This window comes from Rhodococcus sp. YH3-3, from assembly GCF_001653035.1.
GTDB lineage: Bacteria > Actinomycetota > Actinomycetes > Mycobacteriales > Mycobacteriaceae > Rhodococcus_F > Rhodococcus_F qingshengii.
Genome location: NZ_BCWH01000001.1, coordinates 2,189,129 through 2,204,586 on the forward strand (window position 1 = coordinate 2,189,129; position 15,458 = coordinate 2,204,586).

Annotated in this window: 17 protein-coding genes, 4 tRNA genes and 2 pseudogenes; 21 read left to right on the forward strand and 2 right to left on the reverse strand. The window is 62.5% G+C overall.

Annotated features, from left to right (window positions below):
* The 4 genes and pseudogenes from YH3_RS36650 to YH3_RS10320 form a co-directional block, all read left to right on the forward strand.
* A pseudogene (locus tag YH3_RS36650) lies at positions 1–264 on the forward strand (2-succinyl-5-enolpyruvyl-6-hydroxy-3-cyclohexene-1-carboxylic-acid synthase); the annotation flags it as partial.
* Positions 261–704: a DUF3592 domain-containing protein gene (locus tag YH3_RS10310; RefSeq protein ID WP_007728471.1), complete on the forward strand. Its 444-nt coding sequence runs from the start codon at positions 261–263 to the stop codon at positions 702–704. The pseudogene YH3_RS36650 and the gene YH3_RS10310, both read left to right, overlap by 4 nt.
* 68 nt (positions 705–772) lie before the next feature.
* Complete coding sequence (locus tag YH3_RS10315; protein ID WP_197523597.1) at positions 773–1,918, forward strand: glycosyltransferase family 1 protein; 1,146 nt, start codon at positions 773–775, stop codon at positions 1,916–1,918.
* 37 nt (positions 1,919–1,955) lie between these two features.
* Entirely contained in the window at positions 1,956–2,654 is a 699-nt protein-coding gene (locus YH3_RS10320) for a demethylmenaquinone methyltransferase (RefSeq protein ID WP_042925614.1), read from the forward strand.
* Positions 2,655–2,709: 55 nt separating this feature from the next.
* Here the strand turns inward: YH3_RS10320 and YH3_RS10325 are convergent.
* Positions 2,710–3,916: pseudogene (locus tag YH3_RS10325) on the reverse strand (geranylgeranyl reductase family protein).
* 104 nt (positions 3,917–4,020) lie between these two features.
* Here YH3_RS10325 and YH3_RS10330 point away from each other — a divergent pair.
* Together YH3_RS10330 and htpX are read left to right on the forward strand one after the other, a co-directional pair.
* Complete coding sequence (locus tag YH3_RS10330; protein ID WP_037129929.1) at positions 4,021–5,070, forward strand: polyprenyl synthetase family protein; 1,050 nt, start codon at positions 4,021–4,023, stop codon at positions 5,068–5,070.
* Positions 5,071–5,222: 152 nt separating this feature from the next.
* A complete protein-coding gene (gene htpX / locus YH3_RS10335; protein WP_007728460.1) occupies positions 5,223–6,086 on the forward strand; it encodes a zinc metalloprotease HtpX in 864 nt (287 codons plus the stop codon).
* A gap of 71 nt (positions 6,087–6,157) precedes the next feature.
* Here the strand turns inward: htpX and YH3_RS10340 are convergent, their stop codons facing one another.
* Complete coding sequence (locus YH3_RS10340; RefSeq protein WP_003941854.1) at positions 6,158–6,649, reverse strand: YajQ family cyclic di-GMP-binding protein; 492 nt, start codon at positions 6,647–6,649, stop codon at positions 6,158–6,160.
* Positions 6,650–6,873: 224 nt separating this feature from the next.
* Between YH3_RS10340 and YH3_RS10345 the strand changes: the two genes are divergently transcribed.
* The 15 genes from YH3_RS10345 to YH3_RS10415 all read left to right on the forward strand — a co-directional run bounded on the left by YH3_RS10345 (position 6,874) and on the right by YH3_RS10415 (position 15,451).
* Positions 6,874–6,956: transfer RNA gene (locus tag YH3_RS10345), tRNA-Tyr, on the forward strand.
* Positions 6,957–7,286: 330 nt separating this feature from the next.
* Positions 7,287–7,359, forward strand: a tRNA-Thr gene (locus YH3_RS10350).
* Between the two features lie 45 nt (positions 7,360–7,404).
* Positions 7,405–7,477: transfer RNA gene (locus tag YH3_RS10355), tRNA-Met, on the forward strand.
* Between the two features lie 61 nt (positions 7,478–7,538).
* Positions 7,539–7,706 carry a 50S ribosomal protein L33 gene (rpmG, locus tag YH3_RS10360; protein ID WP_003941903.1) on the forward strand — a complete coding sequence of 56 codons (168 nt, stop codon included), beginning with the start codon at positions 7,539–7,541 and terminating at the stop codon, positions 7,704–7,706.
* Positions 7,707–7,792: 86 nt separating this feature from the next.
* Positions 7,793–8,347, forward strand: coding sequence for a (3R)-hydroxyacyl-ACP dehydratase subunit HadA (hadA, locus tag YH3_RS10365; protein ID WP_019744315.1), 555 nt, complete (start codon positions 7,793–7,795; stop codon positions 8,345–8,347).
* Positions 8,334–8,759 (forward strand): (3R)-hydroxyacyl-ACP dehydratase subunit HadB, encoded by a 426-nt coding sequence (gene hadB / locus YH3_RS10370; RefSeq protein ID WP_003941909.1) that lies wholly within the window; start codon positions 8,334–8,336, stop codon positions 8,757–8,759. Before hadA ends, hadB begins: the two co-directional genes overlap by 14 nt.
* Before the next feature lie 173 nt (positions 8,760–8,932).
* Positions 8,933–9,005 (forward strand) — tRNA-Trp (locus YH3_RS10375).
* A gap of 31 nt (positions 9,006–9,036) precedes the next feature.
* Positions 9,037–9,540 carry a preprotein translocase subunit SecE gene (gene secE, locus YH3_RS10380; RefSeq protein ID WP_003942030.1) on the forward strand — a complete coding sequence of 168 codons (504 nt, stop codon included), beginning with the start codon at positions 9,037–9,039 and terminating at the stop codon, positions 9,538–9,540.
* An 84-nt stretch (positions 9,541–9,624) separates the two neighbouring features.
* Positions 9,625–10,461, forward strand: a complete 837-nt coding sequence (gene nusG / locus YH3_RS10385) for a transcription termination/antitermination protein NusG (protein ID WP_003942049.1) — start codon at positions 9,625–9,627, stop codon at positions 10,459–10,461.
* Between the two features lie 66 nt (positions 10,462–10,527).
* On the forward strand, positions 10,528–10,962 hold the full coding sequence (gene rplK, locus YH3_RS10390; RefSeq protein ID WP_003941896.1) for a 50S ribosomal protein L11: 435 nt from the start codon (positions 10,528–10,530) through the stop codon (positions 10,960–10,962).
* A gap of 109 nt (positions 10,963–11,071) precedes the next feature.
* Positions 11,072–11,791 carry a 50S ribosomal protein L1 gene (gene rplA / locus YH3_RS10395; protein ID WP_003941982.1) on the forward strand — a complete coding sequence of 240 codons (720 nt, stop codon included), beginning with the start codon at positions 11,072–11,074 and terminating at the stop codon, positions 11,789–11,791.
* Positions 11,792–11,908: 117 nt separating this feature from the next.
* Positions 11,909–12,601, forward strand: a complete 693-nt coding sequence (locus tag YH3_RS10400; protein WP_042453090.1) for a hypothetical protein — start codon at positions 11,909–11,911, stop codon at positions 12,599–12,601.
* Between the two features lie 419 nt (positions 12,602–13,020).
* A complete protein-coding gene (gene rplJ / locus YH3_RS10405; protein ID WP_003942074.1) occupies positions 13,021–13,605 on the forward strand; it encodes a 50S ribosomal protein L10 in 585 nt (194 codons plus the stop codon).
* Positions 13,606–13,683: 78 nt separating this feature from the next.
* Entirely contained in the window at positions 13,684–14,070 is a 387-nt protein-coding gene (gene rplL / locus YH3_RS10410; RefSeq protein ID WP_003941857.1) for a 50S ribosomal protein L7/L12, read from the forward strand.
* Positions 14,071–14,329: 259 nt separating this feature from the next.
* Positions 14,330–15,451 carry an ABC transporter ATP-binding protein gene (locus tag YH3_RS10415; RefSeq protein ID WP_007728450.1) on the forward strand — a complete coding sequence of 374 codons (1,122 nt, stop codon included), beginning with the start codon at positions 14,330–14,332 and terminating at the stop codon, positions 15,449–15,451.
* Positions 15,452–15,458: the final 7 nt, after the last annotated feature.

Here is a 15,458-nt window from a genome sequence, read left to right on the forward strand (position 1 = left end):
AACGACGACGGCGGCGGTATCTTCGAGCTCCTCGAACAAGGCGACCCGCAGTACGCCGGCGTCTTCGAGCGAGTGTTCGGAACACCACACGGCATGGACCTCGCTGCGCTGTGCGCGGCCTACCGCGTGCCGCACGCAGCGGTCACCGTCGACGCTCTGGCAACGACGCTGGCGCAACCGGCCAACGGCATTCGTGTGCTCGAGGTCGCGACGGATCGCAGTGGGCTGCGCGAACTCCACGCTTCCGTGCGGGCACAGCTGTGACGCAAACGGTTCTGCGTCGTCTCCGCATCGGCGTACTGGTGGTTGCGGTCGGCATTTCCGTGCTCGCGGTGATTCTGGTTCTCGGTGCCTGGCGCAACGATCGGACCATCGAATCGAACATGGGGACCGCAACTGCCGAGGTGCTCTCGGCAGGCTCGCTACGTTCGGCGATCAGCTTCGTGACACCGGACGGCGCCAACCACAACCCTGAACTCGGCGTGCTCTACCCCACCAATCTGACTGTGGGACAACGCATCGAGGTGGAGTACTCCAAAGCCGACCCTGATTTGGTCCGGGTAGCGGGACGCAACGCGACGGTGGCGCTGATCCCGGCAGGATCGGTGATCGTCGTGACGTGGCTCCTGGCTGGACCGTCGATCTGGTACCTGCGCAAGCGGGAAGCGCAGGCGGCAAGTTCGGCGCCGGTCGCCTCGAGTTAGTTCGCGCTTCGCCCGAACTTCACACGAACATGACGTGGACTTTTCCTGGCCCTGTCACCGTTCTCGGTGTGAGAGTAGCCATCGTTGCGGAGTCATTCCTGCCCAACATGAACGGCGTCACCAACTCGGTACTACGCGTGCTCGAACACCTCGATCGCACTGGCCACGACGCCATGGTCATTGCGCCGGACACCGTCGGATCCGACACCTCTGCCGCCACCGAACACGAAGGCGTTCAGGTGGTTCGGGTGCCAGCCGTCATGGTGCCCAAAGTCAGTTCACTTCCCGTCGGCCTGCCGCAACCACGATTGACCACGGCCGTGCGGACCTTCGCGCCCGACGTCGTCCATCTGGCGTCACCGTTCCTGCTCGGCGCCGGGGGAGTGGCCGTCGCCAAGCGGCTCGGGATCCCGACCGTCGCGGTTTACCAAACCGATGTCGCCGGATTTGCCGAAAGCTACGGTCTCGGCGTCACCAGCCGCGCCGCATGGGCGTGGACCCGTCGAATCCACAAGAGCTGCAACAGGACACTCGCGCCCTCCACGTCGGCAGTCGACGCCCTCGAAGAGCACGGCATTCCGCGCGTGCACCGATGGGCCCGCGGCGTCGACGCACAACGATTCGCGCCTTCGCGTCGTAGTTCGGTGTTGCGGCAGTCCTGGATCGGCGACAGCGACCGGTTGGTGGTCGGCTTCGTCGGTCGCCTCGCGCCCGAAAAGCACGTCGAACGATTGGCGGCCCTGGCCGGCGATCCCAGTGTGCAGATCGTCGTCGTCGGAGACGGCCCGGACCGCGAGAACCTACGACGACTGATGCCGGACGCGATCTTCACCGGACAACTCGGCGGTACCGCGCTGGCCGACGCCTATGCGAGCCTGGACGTATTCGTTCACCCCGGCGAGCACGAGACCTTCTGCCAGGCGGTCCAGGAAGCCCTCGCGAGCGGTGTGCCTGTCGTCGGACCGGACGCCGGCGGACCACGTGACCTGATCTCGCATTGCCGCAACGGCTACCTCCTGCCGACGGACAGGTTCACCGAACTCCTGCCAAGCGCCGTGGACGCACTTCGTCAGCGTGATCTGCGGGTGCAGTTCGGCTCCGCGGCGAGGCGCTCGGTGCTGCACCGGACCTGGCCGGCAATCTGCGAAGAGTTGCTCCGTCACTACGAGGACGTGCAGGGCCTCGGGCGGCGAACGGGTGCCAGAGCAGCCTGAACGCCCTCGCTGCACGAGGGTTGGTAGCGTTTCGGGTGTGGCCACTACACACGGAACCCGAGCAACTCTCGAGAAGCAACCGCACGAAGTAGCGTCGATGTTCGACGACGTCGCGGAGCGATACGACCTCACCAACACCGTGCTGTCCTTCGGCCAGGACAAGGGTTGGCGCAAGGCCACCCGCGAAGCCCTCGATCTGAAGCCGGGCGAGAAGGTACTCGACCTCGCCGCCGGAACCGGAGTCTCGACCGTCGAACTGGGGCGCTCCGGTGCCTGGTGCGTCGCCACCGACTTCTCCAAGGGAATGCTCAAGGCTGGAATCTCGCGCAAGGTCCCGATGGTCGCTGGTGACGCGATGTACCTGCCCTACGCCGACAACGTGTTCGACGCCGCGACGATTTCCTTCGGTCTGCGCAACGTCTCCGACTTCGAAGCCGGACTGCGTGAGATCGCCCGCGTCACCAAGCCGGGCGGACGTCTCGTCGTCAGCGAGTTCTCGACGCCCGTCTTCGGGCCCTTCCGCACGGTCTACATGGAATACCTCATGAAGGCGCTCCCTCGGGTTGCACGCACCGTCAGCAGCAACCCCGACGCCTACGTCTACCTCGCCGAATCGATCCGCGCCTGGCCGACCCAGGAAGAGTTGGCCCGCAAGATCGAGGCTGCCGGGTGGAAGAACGTCAAGTGGCGCAACCTCACCGGCGGCATCGTGGCGCTGCATTACGCCACTGCCTGAACTGCTGTGCGCCTTTATTAACCCCCGGCGGTTAATAAAGGCGCACAGCACTTGCTCAACCGAACAACGGTCGGGAGTCGATCTTTCTCGACGCGGCCCCCGACGCCCGCCATGCCTTCGCCGTCAGATCGGCGTCGGCGTCGGTGACGAGGTTCCCCATCACCCGAACGGCGACCGTCATCAGTGCCCGTGAGCGCATCGCGATCGGACCCGACGCGGGCAGGAACTGCGGAACCGTCAGCAGGCCTGCGAGCCGGCGCGCGACCGAGAACGCCTGCCCGTAGTGCTCCCGAAGCACGGTCGGCCACAGCTCCGTCAGATCGTCGGCGCCGAGCTGTTCGACCACCAGACGTCCGCCTTCGAGGCCGTAGTCGATGCCCTCACCGTTGAGCGGGTTCACACACGCTGCGGCGTCGCCGATCACGGCCCAGTTGCGTCCGGCGATGTTGGAAACGGCTCCACCCATGGGTAGCAAAGCCGAAGCGACGGAATGTATTTCGCTGCTCCACTGCCACTCGCTTCGGCGCTGATCGGTGTAGAGGTCCAGCAAGGGTCGCAGGGCACCTGGTGCCGGGCGCCTGGACGTCGCCAGTGTCCCGACGCCGATGTTCACCTCGCCGGTACCGAGCGGGAAGATCCAGCCGTACCCCGCCTGCAACGTGCCCTCCGCGTCCCGCAGTTCCAGATGCGAGGTGATCCACGGGTCGGCGCTGCGCGGCGTCGCGACGTAAGCGCGGCGTCGAGCGAACGCCGTCGGCGATGATCAGCGTCCGGCAACGAAGAGCGCTGCGTCCCGAGGGGCCGGCGAGTACGACGGCGGCTACTCGATCACCGTCGAGTTCGACGTCGACGGCCTTGGTGCCCTCGACCATGACCGCGCCCGATTCGACGGCGCACCGGCGAATGGCGTCGTCGAGTTCGGTGCGGGGGATGGCGCTGCCGATCGGCGGGAACGACGTCCCCGGCCACTCGAGTTCGAGTTCTTGTCCGAAGCCGGACAACCGCAGGCCCTTGTTCGTCGTATGTGACCGAACCCACTCGCCGAGGCCGAGGAGATCCAGTTCGGCCACGGCGCGCGGAGTGAGTCCATCACCACAAGTCTTGTCTCGCGGGAAGACGGCAGAGTCCACGAGGACGACGTCTCGGCCGCTGCGGGCGGCCCATGCAGCGGCCGAAGAACCCGCGGGACCTGCGCCGATGACCACAATGTCGGTTTCGTTCGGAAGCGAATCGACGACGGGGGACTGCTCTTCTACGGACACACTCACATCTTCCCAGGCTCGCGATCGCCACCGTGGCGAGGCCGTCCCGAGTGCGAACCGCTAGGTTCACTACCGTGGGAACCGAGCCGTCACTGACGACAGGAATGGGTACTGACATCGTGAGCACCGAAAAGACTGCTGCCGACGCAACCGCATCGAGCACCGTCGTTGCAGGCATCGACCTGGGCGACGAACAGCTCGCCGCAGTAGTGCGTGGTGGACTCTCCGATGTCGAGGAGTTGTTGGTCAGCGAGCTGTCCGACGGAGAAGACTTCCTCACCGAGGCCGCGCTGCATCTCGCGCGAGCTGGTGGAAAGCGCTTCCGTCCGTTGTTCACGATCCTGACCGCGCAACTCGGACCGGTGCCGAACGATCCGTCGATCATCACCGCAGCGACTGTCACCGAACTCGTTCACCTGGCGACGCTCTATCACGACGACGTCATGGACGAGGCGTCCATGCGGCGCGGAGCACCCAGCGCCAATGCCCGCTGGGGAAACAGCGTGGCGATCCTGGCCGGCGACTATCTGTTCGCGCACGCATCACGACTGGTGTCGACGCTCGGACCCGAGGCCGTTCGGATCATCGCCGAAACATTCGCCGAACTGGTCACCGGCCAGATGCGCGAGACGATCGGTGTCAAGAAGGAGCAGGATCCGGTCGAGCACTACCTCAAGGTTGTGTGGGAGAAGACCGGTTCGCTGATCGCTGCTTCGGGACGCTTCGGCGGCACCTTCTCCGGCGCCGACGCAGCTCACATCGAGCGCCTCGAGCGCCTGGGTGACGCCGTCGGCACCGCGTTCCAGATCTCCGACGACATCATCGACATCTCGTCCGTCTCGGCGCAGTCCGGCAAGACTCCGGGCACCGACCTGCGCGAGGGTGTCCACACCCTGCCCGTCCTGTACGCGTTCCGCGAAGAAGGGGCCGACGCAGATCGCCTGCGGGAGCTGCTCGCGGGCCCGGTTACCGAAGATGCCCTGGTAGAAGAAGCTCTCGAACTGCTCGAGCGTTCGCCGGGCATGGTCAAGGCGAAGGCAAAGCTGGGCGAGTATGCCGTCGCGGCGAAAGCTCAGTTGGCTGAGCTCCCGCAGGGACCGGCCAACGAAGCGCTCGTGCGTCTCGTCGATTACACGATCGAACGAGTCGGCTGACACCTCGGCGAATCGGGCTACCGGGTGGAAACCCCGACAGTCACTGGGTGGGAACCCTGATGACCCTGTCCTTCGTTGACTGAACAGAACCGGTGCATACACCGGGGAGTTCAGGTGAGCCTTCGGCTCCAGCGAGGCAAGAGGTGAGCGGTTTGCACGGCTACGCGAACGGTGCGAAGACATTCGGCTTGTTGGTGGGGATGTCGGCGCTGATCGTCTTCATCGGCTCGCTGTTCAACAGCCCGTTCCTTCTGTGGGGATCCGTTCTGTTTGCCGTCGGCATGAATGCCTACGTGTACTTCAACAGCGACAAGCTGGCGCTTCGATCGATGCGCGCCCAGCCCATCACCGAGGTCGAGGCACCGGCGATCTACCGGATCGTGCGCGAACTCGCCACGACGGCGCACCAACCGATGCCCAGGCTGTACGTCAGCCCCACGAACGCCCCGAACGCGTTTGCCACCGGTCGTAGCCCTCGGCACGCCGCGGTGTGCGTGACCAGCGGCATCATGCAGATCCTGAACGAACGCGAACTGCGTGCCGTGCTCGGGCACGAACTCTCCCACGTCTACAACCGGGACATTTTGATCTCGTCCGTGGCCGGCGCGATGGCCAGCGTCATCTCTGGCCTGGCCAACTTCGCGATGTACGCGAGCATCTTCGGCGGCCGAGGGAACGGGCAGGGAAGCAATCCGATCGCGCTGCTGCTCGTCTCCCTACTGGGACCGATCGCGGCAACCGTGGTCAAGCTGGCCGTCTCGCGCTCTCGCGAGTACCAGGCGGATCAATCGGGAGCCGAGCTCACCGGTGACCCGCTGGCGTTGGCGTCGGCGCTGCGCAAGCTCGAGTCGGGCGTCGCAGCCGCGCCGTTGCCGCCTGAGCCCAAGCTCGCGGCGCAGTCCCACCTGATGATCGCCAACCCCTTCAGAGCGGGGGACAAGGTCAGCAAGCTGTTCTCGACGCATCCGCCCATGGCGGACCGGATCGAGCGTTTGGAGAAGATGGCGGGGATGTAGGGGCCTTCGGCCCCTGTGAGCCTTTCTGGTCGTCGGAACTACCAAAAAGGCGCACAGGGGCGCAGCCCCTACTACCGGTAGTTCACGAACTGCAGGGCGATCCCGAAGTCCTCACCCTTGAGCAGGGAGATGACGCCCTGGAGGTCGTCGCGCTTCTTGCTGCTCACACGAAGTTCCTCACCCTGGATCTGCGCCTTGACGCCCTTGGGGCCCTCGTCGCGAATCTTCTTGGTGATCTTCTTCGCGTTCTCGCTGCTGATGCCCTGGACCAAGGTTCCGGACAGCTTGTAGATCTTTCCGGACTGCGCCGGCTCGCCGGCATCGAATGCCTTCAGCGAGATGTCGCGACGGATCAACTTCTCCTTGAACACGTCGAGGGCGGCCAGCAGTCGCTCCTCGGTGTCGGCGTTCAACGTGATCGTCTCTTCACCAGACCACTCGATCGACGCTCCCGTGTTTCGGAAGTCGAAACGCGTGGTCAACTCCTTGGCAGCCTGATGCAGGGCGTTGTCCACCTCTTGACGGTCAACCTTGCTCACCACGTCGAAGGACGAATCAGCCACTTCACACTCCCGCTTTCCGGTAGTTCACGAACATCGAGTTCCGCCCACCTTCCATACCGGTGGACACCTCGACGTTATCGGGTCGGCACCGCCCGTTACCACCCGGTTTGCAAAATGGGGGTGTGTTCGTTGTATTCTTCTCACCGCACCGAGGAAGCCGTTTTCGGCCGCCGCACGTCGCGATATACTTGCGAATGCGCCGGATCGAAGCCTGGTGCAAGCACGGCAGATTGCCCGAGCGGCCAATGGGAGCGGACTGTAAATCCGTCGGCTTATGCCTACGTAGGTTCGAATCCTACATCTGCCACACCAAGTCAGCCCCGATTCTCTTCGCGAGAGTCGGGGCTGACTTTTTTGTGCGTGTACCGAGGTCGAGCGCGCGTTGGCGACGCAGGCGCCGGCTTCGGCTCAGGGGTGTCGGGGGCTCAGGGGCCTCGGGATGGGCACCGGGGGATGGTTTCAGGGGGAGTGCAGGGTCGAGCTGGTTCCCGCAAAGCCCTCGCCAGCGGCCCCGATCGGTGCAACAATGGGCTCCGGCACCATTTTTGCCCCGATGACCAGCGGATTTGGTGCTGGCGCTCGTTCGTGTGTAATCTTTCGGAGGCTTCAAGAGAGCGGCAACGCACTCCTGAGCCACGCCCCCTTAGCTCAGTCGGTAGAGCGTTTCCATGGTAAGGAAAAGGTCAACGGTTCGATTCCGTTAGGGGGCTCGCTGGATTGTGGTGCCGTGCTTTCCGCGCGACACTCGACACCGAGGCGGTGTAGCTCAGTTGGTAGAGCAAACGACTCATAATCGTTGCGTCGCCGGTTCAAGTCCGGTCACCGCTACACAATATGCATGATCCACCCTGATTGCTCGTAATCAGATACACCCGAAAGAAGGCATCCCGTGGCCTCCTCGACCGACGTTCGGCCCAAGATCACCTTGGCCTGCGAGGTATGCAAGCACCGCAACTACATCACCAAGAAGAATCGGCGCAACGACCCCGATCGCCTGGAGCTCAAGAAGTTCTGCCCCAACTGCGGAACCCACCAGTCGCATCGCGAGTCGAAGTAGTAAGTCCTTAACAGGACGACGATTTTCGCGGAAGACCCTCTCTGGGCCTGCGTCTTCGGGTCCTAGCTAGAAGAGAGTCTCACCGCGTGACAGATTTGCAAGAGAACCAGGCAGCGGCCGAGGTCCCTACGGACCCGGCCGCTCATGCCGTCCAGATGGTCGGTCACCACTATCGTGTCGAAGACTTCTACGAGGTCGGACGCGAGAAGGTGCGCGAGTTCGCTCGCGCCGTCCAGGACGCCCATCCCGCGCACTACGACGAGTCGGCAGCCAAGGGCCTCGGATACGACGGCCTGATCGCTCCCATCACGTTCGTCGCCATCGTGGGTGCCATTGCTCAGCGACGTCTGTTCGAAGAGATCGTCACAGGCTACGACCTGAGTCAGATTCTTCAGACCGATCAGCGCTTGGTGCTGCACAAGCCCATGCAGGTCGGTGACCGACTCTTCTGCGACGTCTTCCTGGATTCGTTCAGGCAGGCCGCAGGTAGCGACATCATCGTGACCAAGAACATCATCACCGATCAGAACGACGAAGCCGTCGTCACCACGTGGACGACGCTTGTTGCTCGAACGGGTGGGGAAGTGGACGAGAACATCGCCCACGCAGTCAAGGACGTGATGATGCATGTCGCTTCGTAAATTTTCCGACGTGAGTGTCGGCGAACTTCTCCCCGAGAAGTCCGTCACCCTGACGCGTGGAAACCTCGCCAACTACGCGGGTGTTTCGGGAGATCCCAATCCGATTCACTTCAGTGACGAGGTCGCACGACTTGCCGGCTTGCCGGACGTCGTCGCGCACGGCATGCTCTCCATGGGCATCGGTGCCGGCTACGTCACCGAATGGCTGGGAGATCCGGGCGCAGTGACCGAGTACAACGTACGGTTCACGAGCCCGGTGATCGTGGCAGCCGACAAGGCTGCCGAGATCGAGTTCACCGCCAAGGTGAAGTCGATCGACGAAGAAAGCAAGACCGCAGTACTGGCAATTGTGGCCAAGTCCGAAGGTAAGAAGATCTTCGGTCGTGCCACTGCCACGGTCCGTCTAGCCTGATCGCAGGGCGGATTGTGTTTGTTCCGGGGCTTTGAAGTACACTGAGATTTCTGGGATTCCTCAGCGCTGCGCGCTGCCCTGAATGTGGCAAGACATTCACCTCGGGTAGCGCGTATGTTGTGTGATCGCAGAACGGTTGATTCAGGCAGGGTCTACCTGTCGAGGTCAACCAAAGGGGCGTAGCTCAACTGGCAGAGCAGCGGTCTCCAAAACCGCAGGTTGCAGGTTCAAGTCCTGTCGCCCCTGCCCCCGGATGCCAGCGACTGAGAGGAACGACGTGAGCGAGGAGCGCGCCAAGCGCGACGCCGACACTTCGGATGCGGAGACTTCACCGTCTGCCGATTCGACCGGTGTCGACGACACTGCAGCTGACGCGACTACGCGTTCCGATCTTTCGTTGGACAAGGACGGTGCCGAAAAGGCTCCCTCCGCATCCAGTGGGGTTTCCAACAAGCCGACCGGCAAGCGCGCTGCACGCGGCGCCTCGGTCAGCGCGTCCACCGTGAAGACTCCGGCCCGGACGGCATCCCGGACATCTTCGGCCAAGCCGACTGCAACGAACCCCGGCAAGAAGCCCAAGGCGAAGAAGGACAACATCTTCAAGCGCCTGCGCAAATTCTTCCGCGAGGTCATCGCAGAACTCCGTAAGGTCATCTGGCCGAACCGCAAGCAGATGATCACCTACACCAGCGTCGTGCTGACGTTCGTGGTCTTCATGGTCGCTTTCATCAGCGGCGTCGATATCGCTGTGATCAAGGGTGTCACCTGGCTGTTCGGCTGATCGCCGTAGCAGTCGGGCGTCTTTGCCTGCGAGCGCGACAAGACCCGACCCGGGTCCGAGTAACGAGAGGAAGCGAGTGCCCCAGTGAGCACCCCCGAGAACGACACGAATGAGGCTTTGGCCGAAGAGCGTGTTTCTGCCGAGGCGGCAGCCGAAGTAGACGTCGTGGTTGCCGAAGGCACCGATGCAGACGTTGCCGAAGGCACTGATGCAGACGCTGCAGCGACCGAGGACGTCATCTCCGACGATGCCGAGAACTCCGACGAGGCCGCTCCCGCCGCCGAGCTCGAGGTCGAGGATCCCGTTGCCGAACTCAAGGCTGCGCTGCGCCGCGCCCCGGGTGACTGGTACGTCATCCACTCGTACGCCGGTTACGAGAACAAGGTCAAGACCAACCTCGAGACTCGCGTTCAGAACCTCGATGTCGGCGACTACATCTTCCAGGTGGAAGTTCCCACCGAAGAGGTCACCGAGATCAAGAACGGCCAGCGCAAGCAGGTCAACCGCAAGGTTCTGCCCGGATACATCCTCGTTCGCATGGAGCTCAACGACGAGTCGTGGGGCGCCGTGCGCAATACGCCTGGTGTCACCGGTTTTGTCGGTGCCACGTCGCGTCCCTCGCCGCTGACCCTCAACGAGGTCGTCAAGTTCCTGCTCCCGCAGCAGGAGCAGAAGAAGCAGCAGGCTGCAGCGGCCGCCGTCGCAGCAGGCGAGGCACCGTCCGAGTCCTTCGGCAAGCCCCTCATCGAAGTCGACTTCGAGGTCGGCGAGTCGGTCACCGTCATGGACGGCCCGTTCGCAACCCTTCCGGCCAGCATCAGCGAGGTCAACGGCGAGCAGCAGAAGCTCAAGGTTCTCGTGTCGATCTTTGGTCGTGAAACCCCGGTTGAGCTCAACTTCAACCAGGTCGCGAAGATCTGACCACCCCAAAACTTGCAATTTGTTCGACGCAAGACACACACCCAAGCTAGAAACTAGGAACTAGAGATGCCCCCAAAGAAGAAGAAGCTCGCCGGGCTCATCAAGCTGCAGATCCAGGCAGGTCAGGCTAACCCTGCACCTCCCGTGGGTCCCGCACTCGGTCAGCACGGCGTGAACATCATGGAGTTCTGCAAGGCCTACAACGCGGCGACTGAGTCCCAGCGCGGCAACGTTGTGCCGGTCGAGATCTCGGTCTACGAAGACCGGACCTTCGATTTCAAGCTGAAGACCCCTCCCGCCGCCAAGCTGCTCCTCAAGGCAGCCGGCGTCGCCAAGGGCTCCGGCGAACCGCACAAGACCAAGGTTGCCTCGGTGACCATGGATCAGGTGCGCGAAATCGCGAAGACCAAGGCTGAAGACCTCAATGCCAATGACATCGAGCAGGCCGCGAAGATCATCGCCGGCACCGCTCGTTCCATGGGCATCACGGTCCAGGGCTGATAGTCCGCTCCACAGCATTACGTGGGAGGGCCGGCCAGGCCCCGACCACAACTGAACCATTCACCACTGCACAGGTAATTCGCTGCAGTGACAAGTAAGGACAGAACAAATGGCAAAGCGCAGCAAGGCGTACCTCGCCGCCGCTGAGAAGATCGACGCAGACAAGCTCTACAGCCCGCTTCAGGCTGCAAAGCTCGCCAAGGAGACGTCGTCCACCAAGATGGATGCAACCGTTGAGGTTGCAGTTCGTCTGGGTGTCGACCCCCGTAAGGCTGACCAGATGGTCCGCGGAACGGTCAACCTGCCCCACGGCACCGGTAAGACCGCTCGCGTCATCGTGTTCGCTGTTGGCGAGAAGGCAGCAGAAGCCGAGGCTGCAGGCGCTGACGTAGTCGGTGCAGAAGACCTGATCGAGCGCATCCAGGGTGGATGGGTCGATTTCGACGCCGCAATCGCGACTCCTGATCAGATGGCCAAGGTCGGCCGCATCGCCCGTGTCCTCGGACCGCGTGGCCTGATGCCGAACCCGAAGACGGGCACCGTCACGGCGGATGTCACCAAGGCTGTCAACGACATCAAGGGCGGAAAGATCAACTTCCGCGTCGACAAGCAGGCCAACCTGCACTTCGTCATCGGCAAGGCATCGTTCGACGATGAGAAGCTGGTGGAGAACTACGGCGCAGCCCTGGACGAGATCCTGCGTGCGAAGCCCTCGTCGGCCAAGGGCCGCTACGTGAAGAAGATCACGGTCTCGACCACCACCGGTCCGGGCATCCCGGTGGATCCGAACCGTACTCGCAACCTCCTCGAGGATGCTGCAGACGCGTAAGCAGTCCGCATACGAACAAGAAGGCCGGCAGGGATCACTCCCTGCCGGCCTTCTTGTCTGTGTCGGGAGGGCCTGCCTCTGCCGGTGGTATCGGTCCAACGGTGGCATCATCGGGGTATGCACGAAGCGTTCCAGTTCCTCGGAAACTTTTGGTGGCTGATCTTCGTTTTCGGCGGCACCATCGGTGGGGCGCTGAAGGGTGTCGCGGTTGCCAACGAAAGGCGGATCGAGCGCCGGCAAGAGCGCTTCCGGCTCAAGCAGCAGACCAAGGTGGCCATCGCGCAGGCCAACGCACAACATCACGCCGACGAAGAAACACAGCGCCGAGAGCTGGCCAAGGCAATCGAGCAGCACGATGCGGTCGACGCCCGATGGTTCTCGTATGAGCTCGATCCGGTCACACTGCTCGACACCCCGATGATGACGGACATGCGCGAGCCTTTGACGGCCGATTTTCATCGAGCCAAATATCGTGCCGATCTGCTTCGCCCAGGCAATCCGGAGACGATGATCGGCAACCAGCAGGCACAAACCGAGTACCGCGAGGCGGTGCACGCTTACTCGATCGCCTTCGAAATCGCGGAAGCTGAGGCGAAGCGCCGCCGACGGAGCGGATTCACCCTCGACGAACAAGAACGCCTGGTAAGGGCGCAACGTCTGCTGCGACTGGCCATGGACGAGGGCGCGACGCCACAGGAACGTCAGAGTGCGTACCGGAAGGCCCACAAGGAACTCGATGGATTGCTGGTGTTGCCGGACCGAGCTCGGGCAGCAATCGAACACAAGATCGCCAGGGCTATCGGTGCTTGAAGGAATCGGGTGCGTGACGAACCCGATTTGGTTGTGCAGCGAGCAGTCAGGTAGTCTTCGAGGCGGAGTTCAGTGCTGGATATGAACTTCACCCCAAAATCATGTTCTACCCAAGACCGTTGGTGATTGCACTCAGTGATGGGTGTGGTTGAAAGTCCGGGAGTGCCCGGCGGCCCACGTAGGTGAACGAGGTAGGGGGATAGCTTGATGTAGTGGTTCTACAGTTTGCCTGGTTATGCACTGCCTCGCTTTGCATCGTTACGCTGATTCGTAAGCCTCTTCTTCATGTTTCCTCTGTACGCCCCGTGCGCTTGCGCCGGGGCGTTTTGCATGTCGCGGACTGTGTCTTCTCGGGTTCACCCCGATGAGGTGCAGCGGTTCCTGAGTGGGACAACGACTGTCACGAGAGGAGGCGAAGTATGGCAAAGCCTGAGAAGGTTTCCGCAGTTGCGGAAATCACCGAGCAGTTCAAGGGTTCGACCGCCGCTGTGGTCACGGAATACCGTGGCCTTTCGGTTGGCAACATCACGACACTGCGACGCGCTCTCGGAGAAGGTGCCACCTACTCCGTCGCCAAGAACACCCTGGTCAAGCGTGCCGCCGCAGAGGCTGGCATCGAGGGCCTTGATGACCTGTTCGTTGGTCCGACCGCCATTGCATTCATCAAGGGCGAACCGGTCGACGCTGCGAAGGCTCTGAAGAACTTCGCTAAGGACAACAAGGCGCTCATCATCAAGGGCGGCTACATGGACGGCGCTGCGCTGTCCGTGGAAGAGGTCAACAAGATCGCGGATCTCGAATCCCGCGAAATCCTGTTGGCAAAGCTTGCCGGCGCGATGAAGGGCAACTTGGCAAAGGCCGCAGGCCTGTTCAATGCTCCCGCTTCGCAGATGGCCCGTCTGGCCGCTGCCCTGCAGGAGAAGAAGGCTGCAGAAGGCGGAGCCGCAGAGGCCCCCGCAGAGGCTGCCACCGAGGCTCCGGCCGAGGCCGAAGCCGAAAGCTGATCCGCACCCGCGCATCACTGCTATAACCCCGCCCGGTCGCGGATCAGCGACATGGGACTTACAGGAAGGACCGCCACAATGGCGAAGCTCAGCACCGAAGAGTTGTTGGACCAGTTCAAGGAGCTCACCCTCCTCGAGCTCTCGGAGTTCGTTAAGGCATTCGAGGAGACCTTCGAGGTCACCGCTGCTGCTCCCGTCGCCGTCGCCGCTGCAGGCGCACCGGCTGCCGGCGCAGAAGCTGCTGAAGAGCAGGACGAGTTCGACGTCGTCCTCGAGTCGGCTGGCGACAAGAAGATCCAGGTCATCAAGGTCGTCCGTGAGGTCGTTTCCGGCCTCGGCCTGAAGGAAGCCAAGGATCTCGTCGAGAGCGCTCCGAAGGCCATCCTCGAGAAGGTTGCCAAGGACGCCGCAGAGGCTGCCAAGGAAAAGCTCGAAGCTGCCGGCGCAAAGATCGTCATCAAGTAAGACGGTTTTCCCGCTGCTCTTCGCGAGTAGTAACGAAGAGGGCCACTCCCCACGGGGAGTGGCCCTCTTTTTTTGAACTTTTTTCGCGGGTGATATGCCGGAATTCATGCAGGTGGGAGGGGTGTCCGAACTAGGCTGTGATCTGAATTATGCTTCTTCCCTACTCGTTAGTAGTATTCGCAGTCACGGGTACCACTCCCATGCGATAGAGTGACCCAACCCACACGGGTGCATGCATGCAACGGACGTCGCGGAGGTAATGGTGGGAGTCGAGGTAGCGGTACAAGGACTGACAAAGTCTTTCGGGTCGCAGAGGATTTGGCAGGACGTGTCGTTGACACTTCCCGCGGGTGAGGTCAGCGCACTGCTCGGGCCTTCGGGTACCGGTAAGTCGGTGTTCCTGAAGTCCCTGATCGGACTGCTCCGCCCTGAACAAGGCTCCATCGTCATCGACGGCACGGACATCCTGCAGTGCTCCTCCAAGGAGCTCTACGAGATCCGCAAGCTGTTCGGCGTTCTCTTCCAGGACGGCGCACTGTTCGGCTCGATGAACTTGTACGACAACATCGCCTTCCCGCTTCGTGAGCACACCAAGAAGTCGGAATCCGATATCCGCAAGATCGTGATGGAGAAGTTGGACCTCACGGGTCTGGTCGGCGCCGAGGACAAGCTTCCCGGTGAGATCTCCGGCGGTATGCGCAAGCGTGCCGGTCTGGCGCGTGCACTCGTTCTCGATCCCGAGATCATCCTCGTCGACGAGCCCGACTCTGGTCTGGATCCGGTGCGTACGACGTACATCAGCCAAACGCTGATCGACATCAACGCCCAGTCGGACGCGACGATTCTGATCGTCTCGCACAACATCAACCTCGCACGCACGGTGCCGGACAACATCGGCATGCTCTTCCGTCGTCAGTTGGTGATGTTCGGTCCTCGTGAGGTGCTGCTCACCTCGGACGAGCCCGTCGTCAAGCAGTTCCTCAACGGAACGATGATCGGTCCGATCGGTATGTCGGAGGAGAAGGACGAGGCTCAGATGGCGCACGAGCAGGCGCTCGTCGACGCCGGTCACCACGCCGGTGGTGTCGACGACGTCGAGGGCATCGTGCCGCAGATGAAGGCCACCCCCGGAAACCCGGAGCGTCAGGCTGTTCGTCGTCGCCAGGAGCGCGTCCGTCAGATCATGCACACCCTCCCAGCTAACGCACAGGCGGCGATTCAGGACAGCCTCGACGAGGTTGACGGAACTGGGCAGTACGATCCCCAGTACGCCGAAGCGAGCGGCTATCAGGGGGAGTGGAACGACAACTCGCAAGACACGCAGGTCATTCCTGCATACGAGGGCGATCCCTACGGAAACACGACACACGGGCAAGGGTAGGCATATC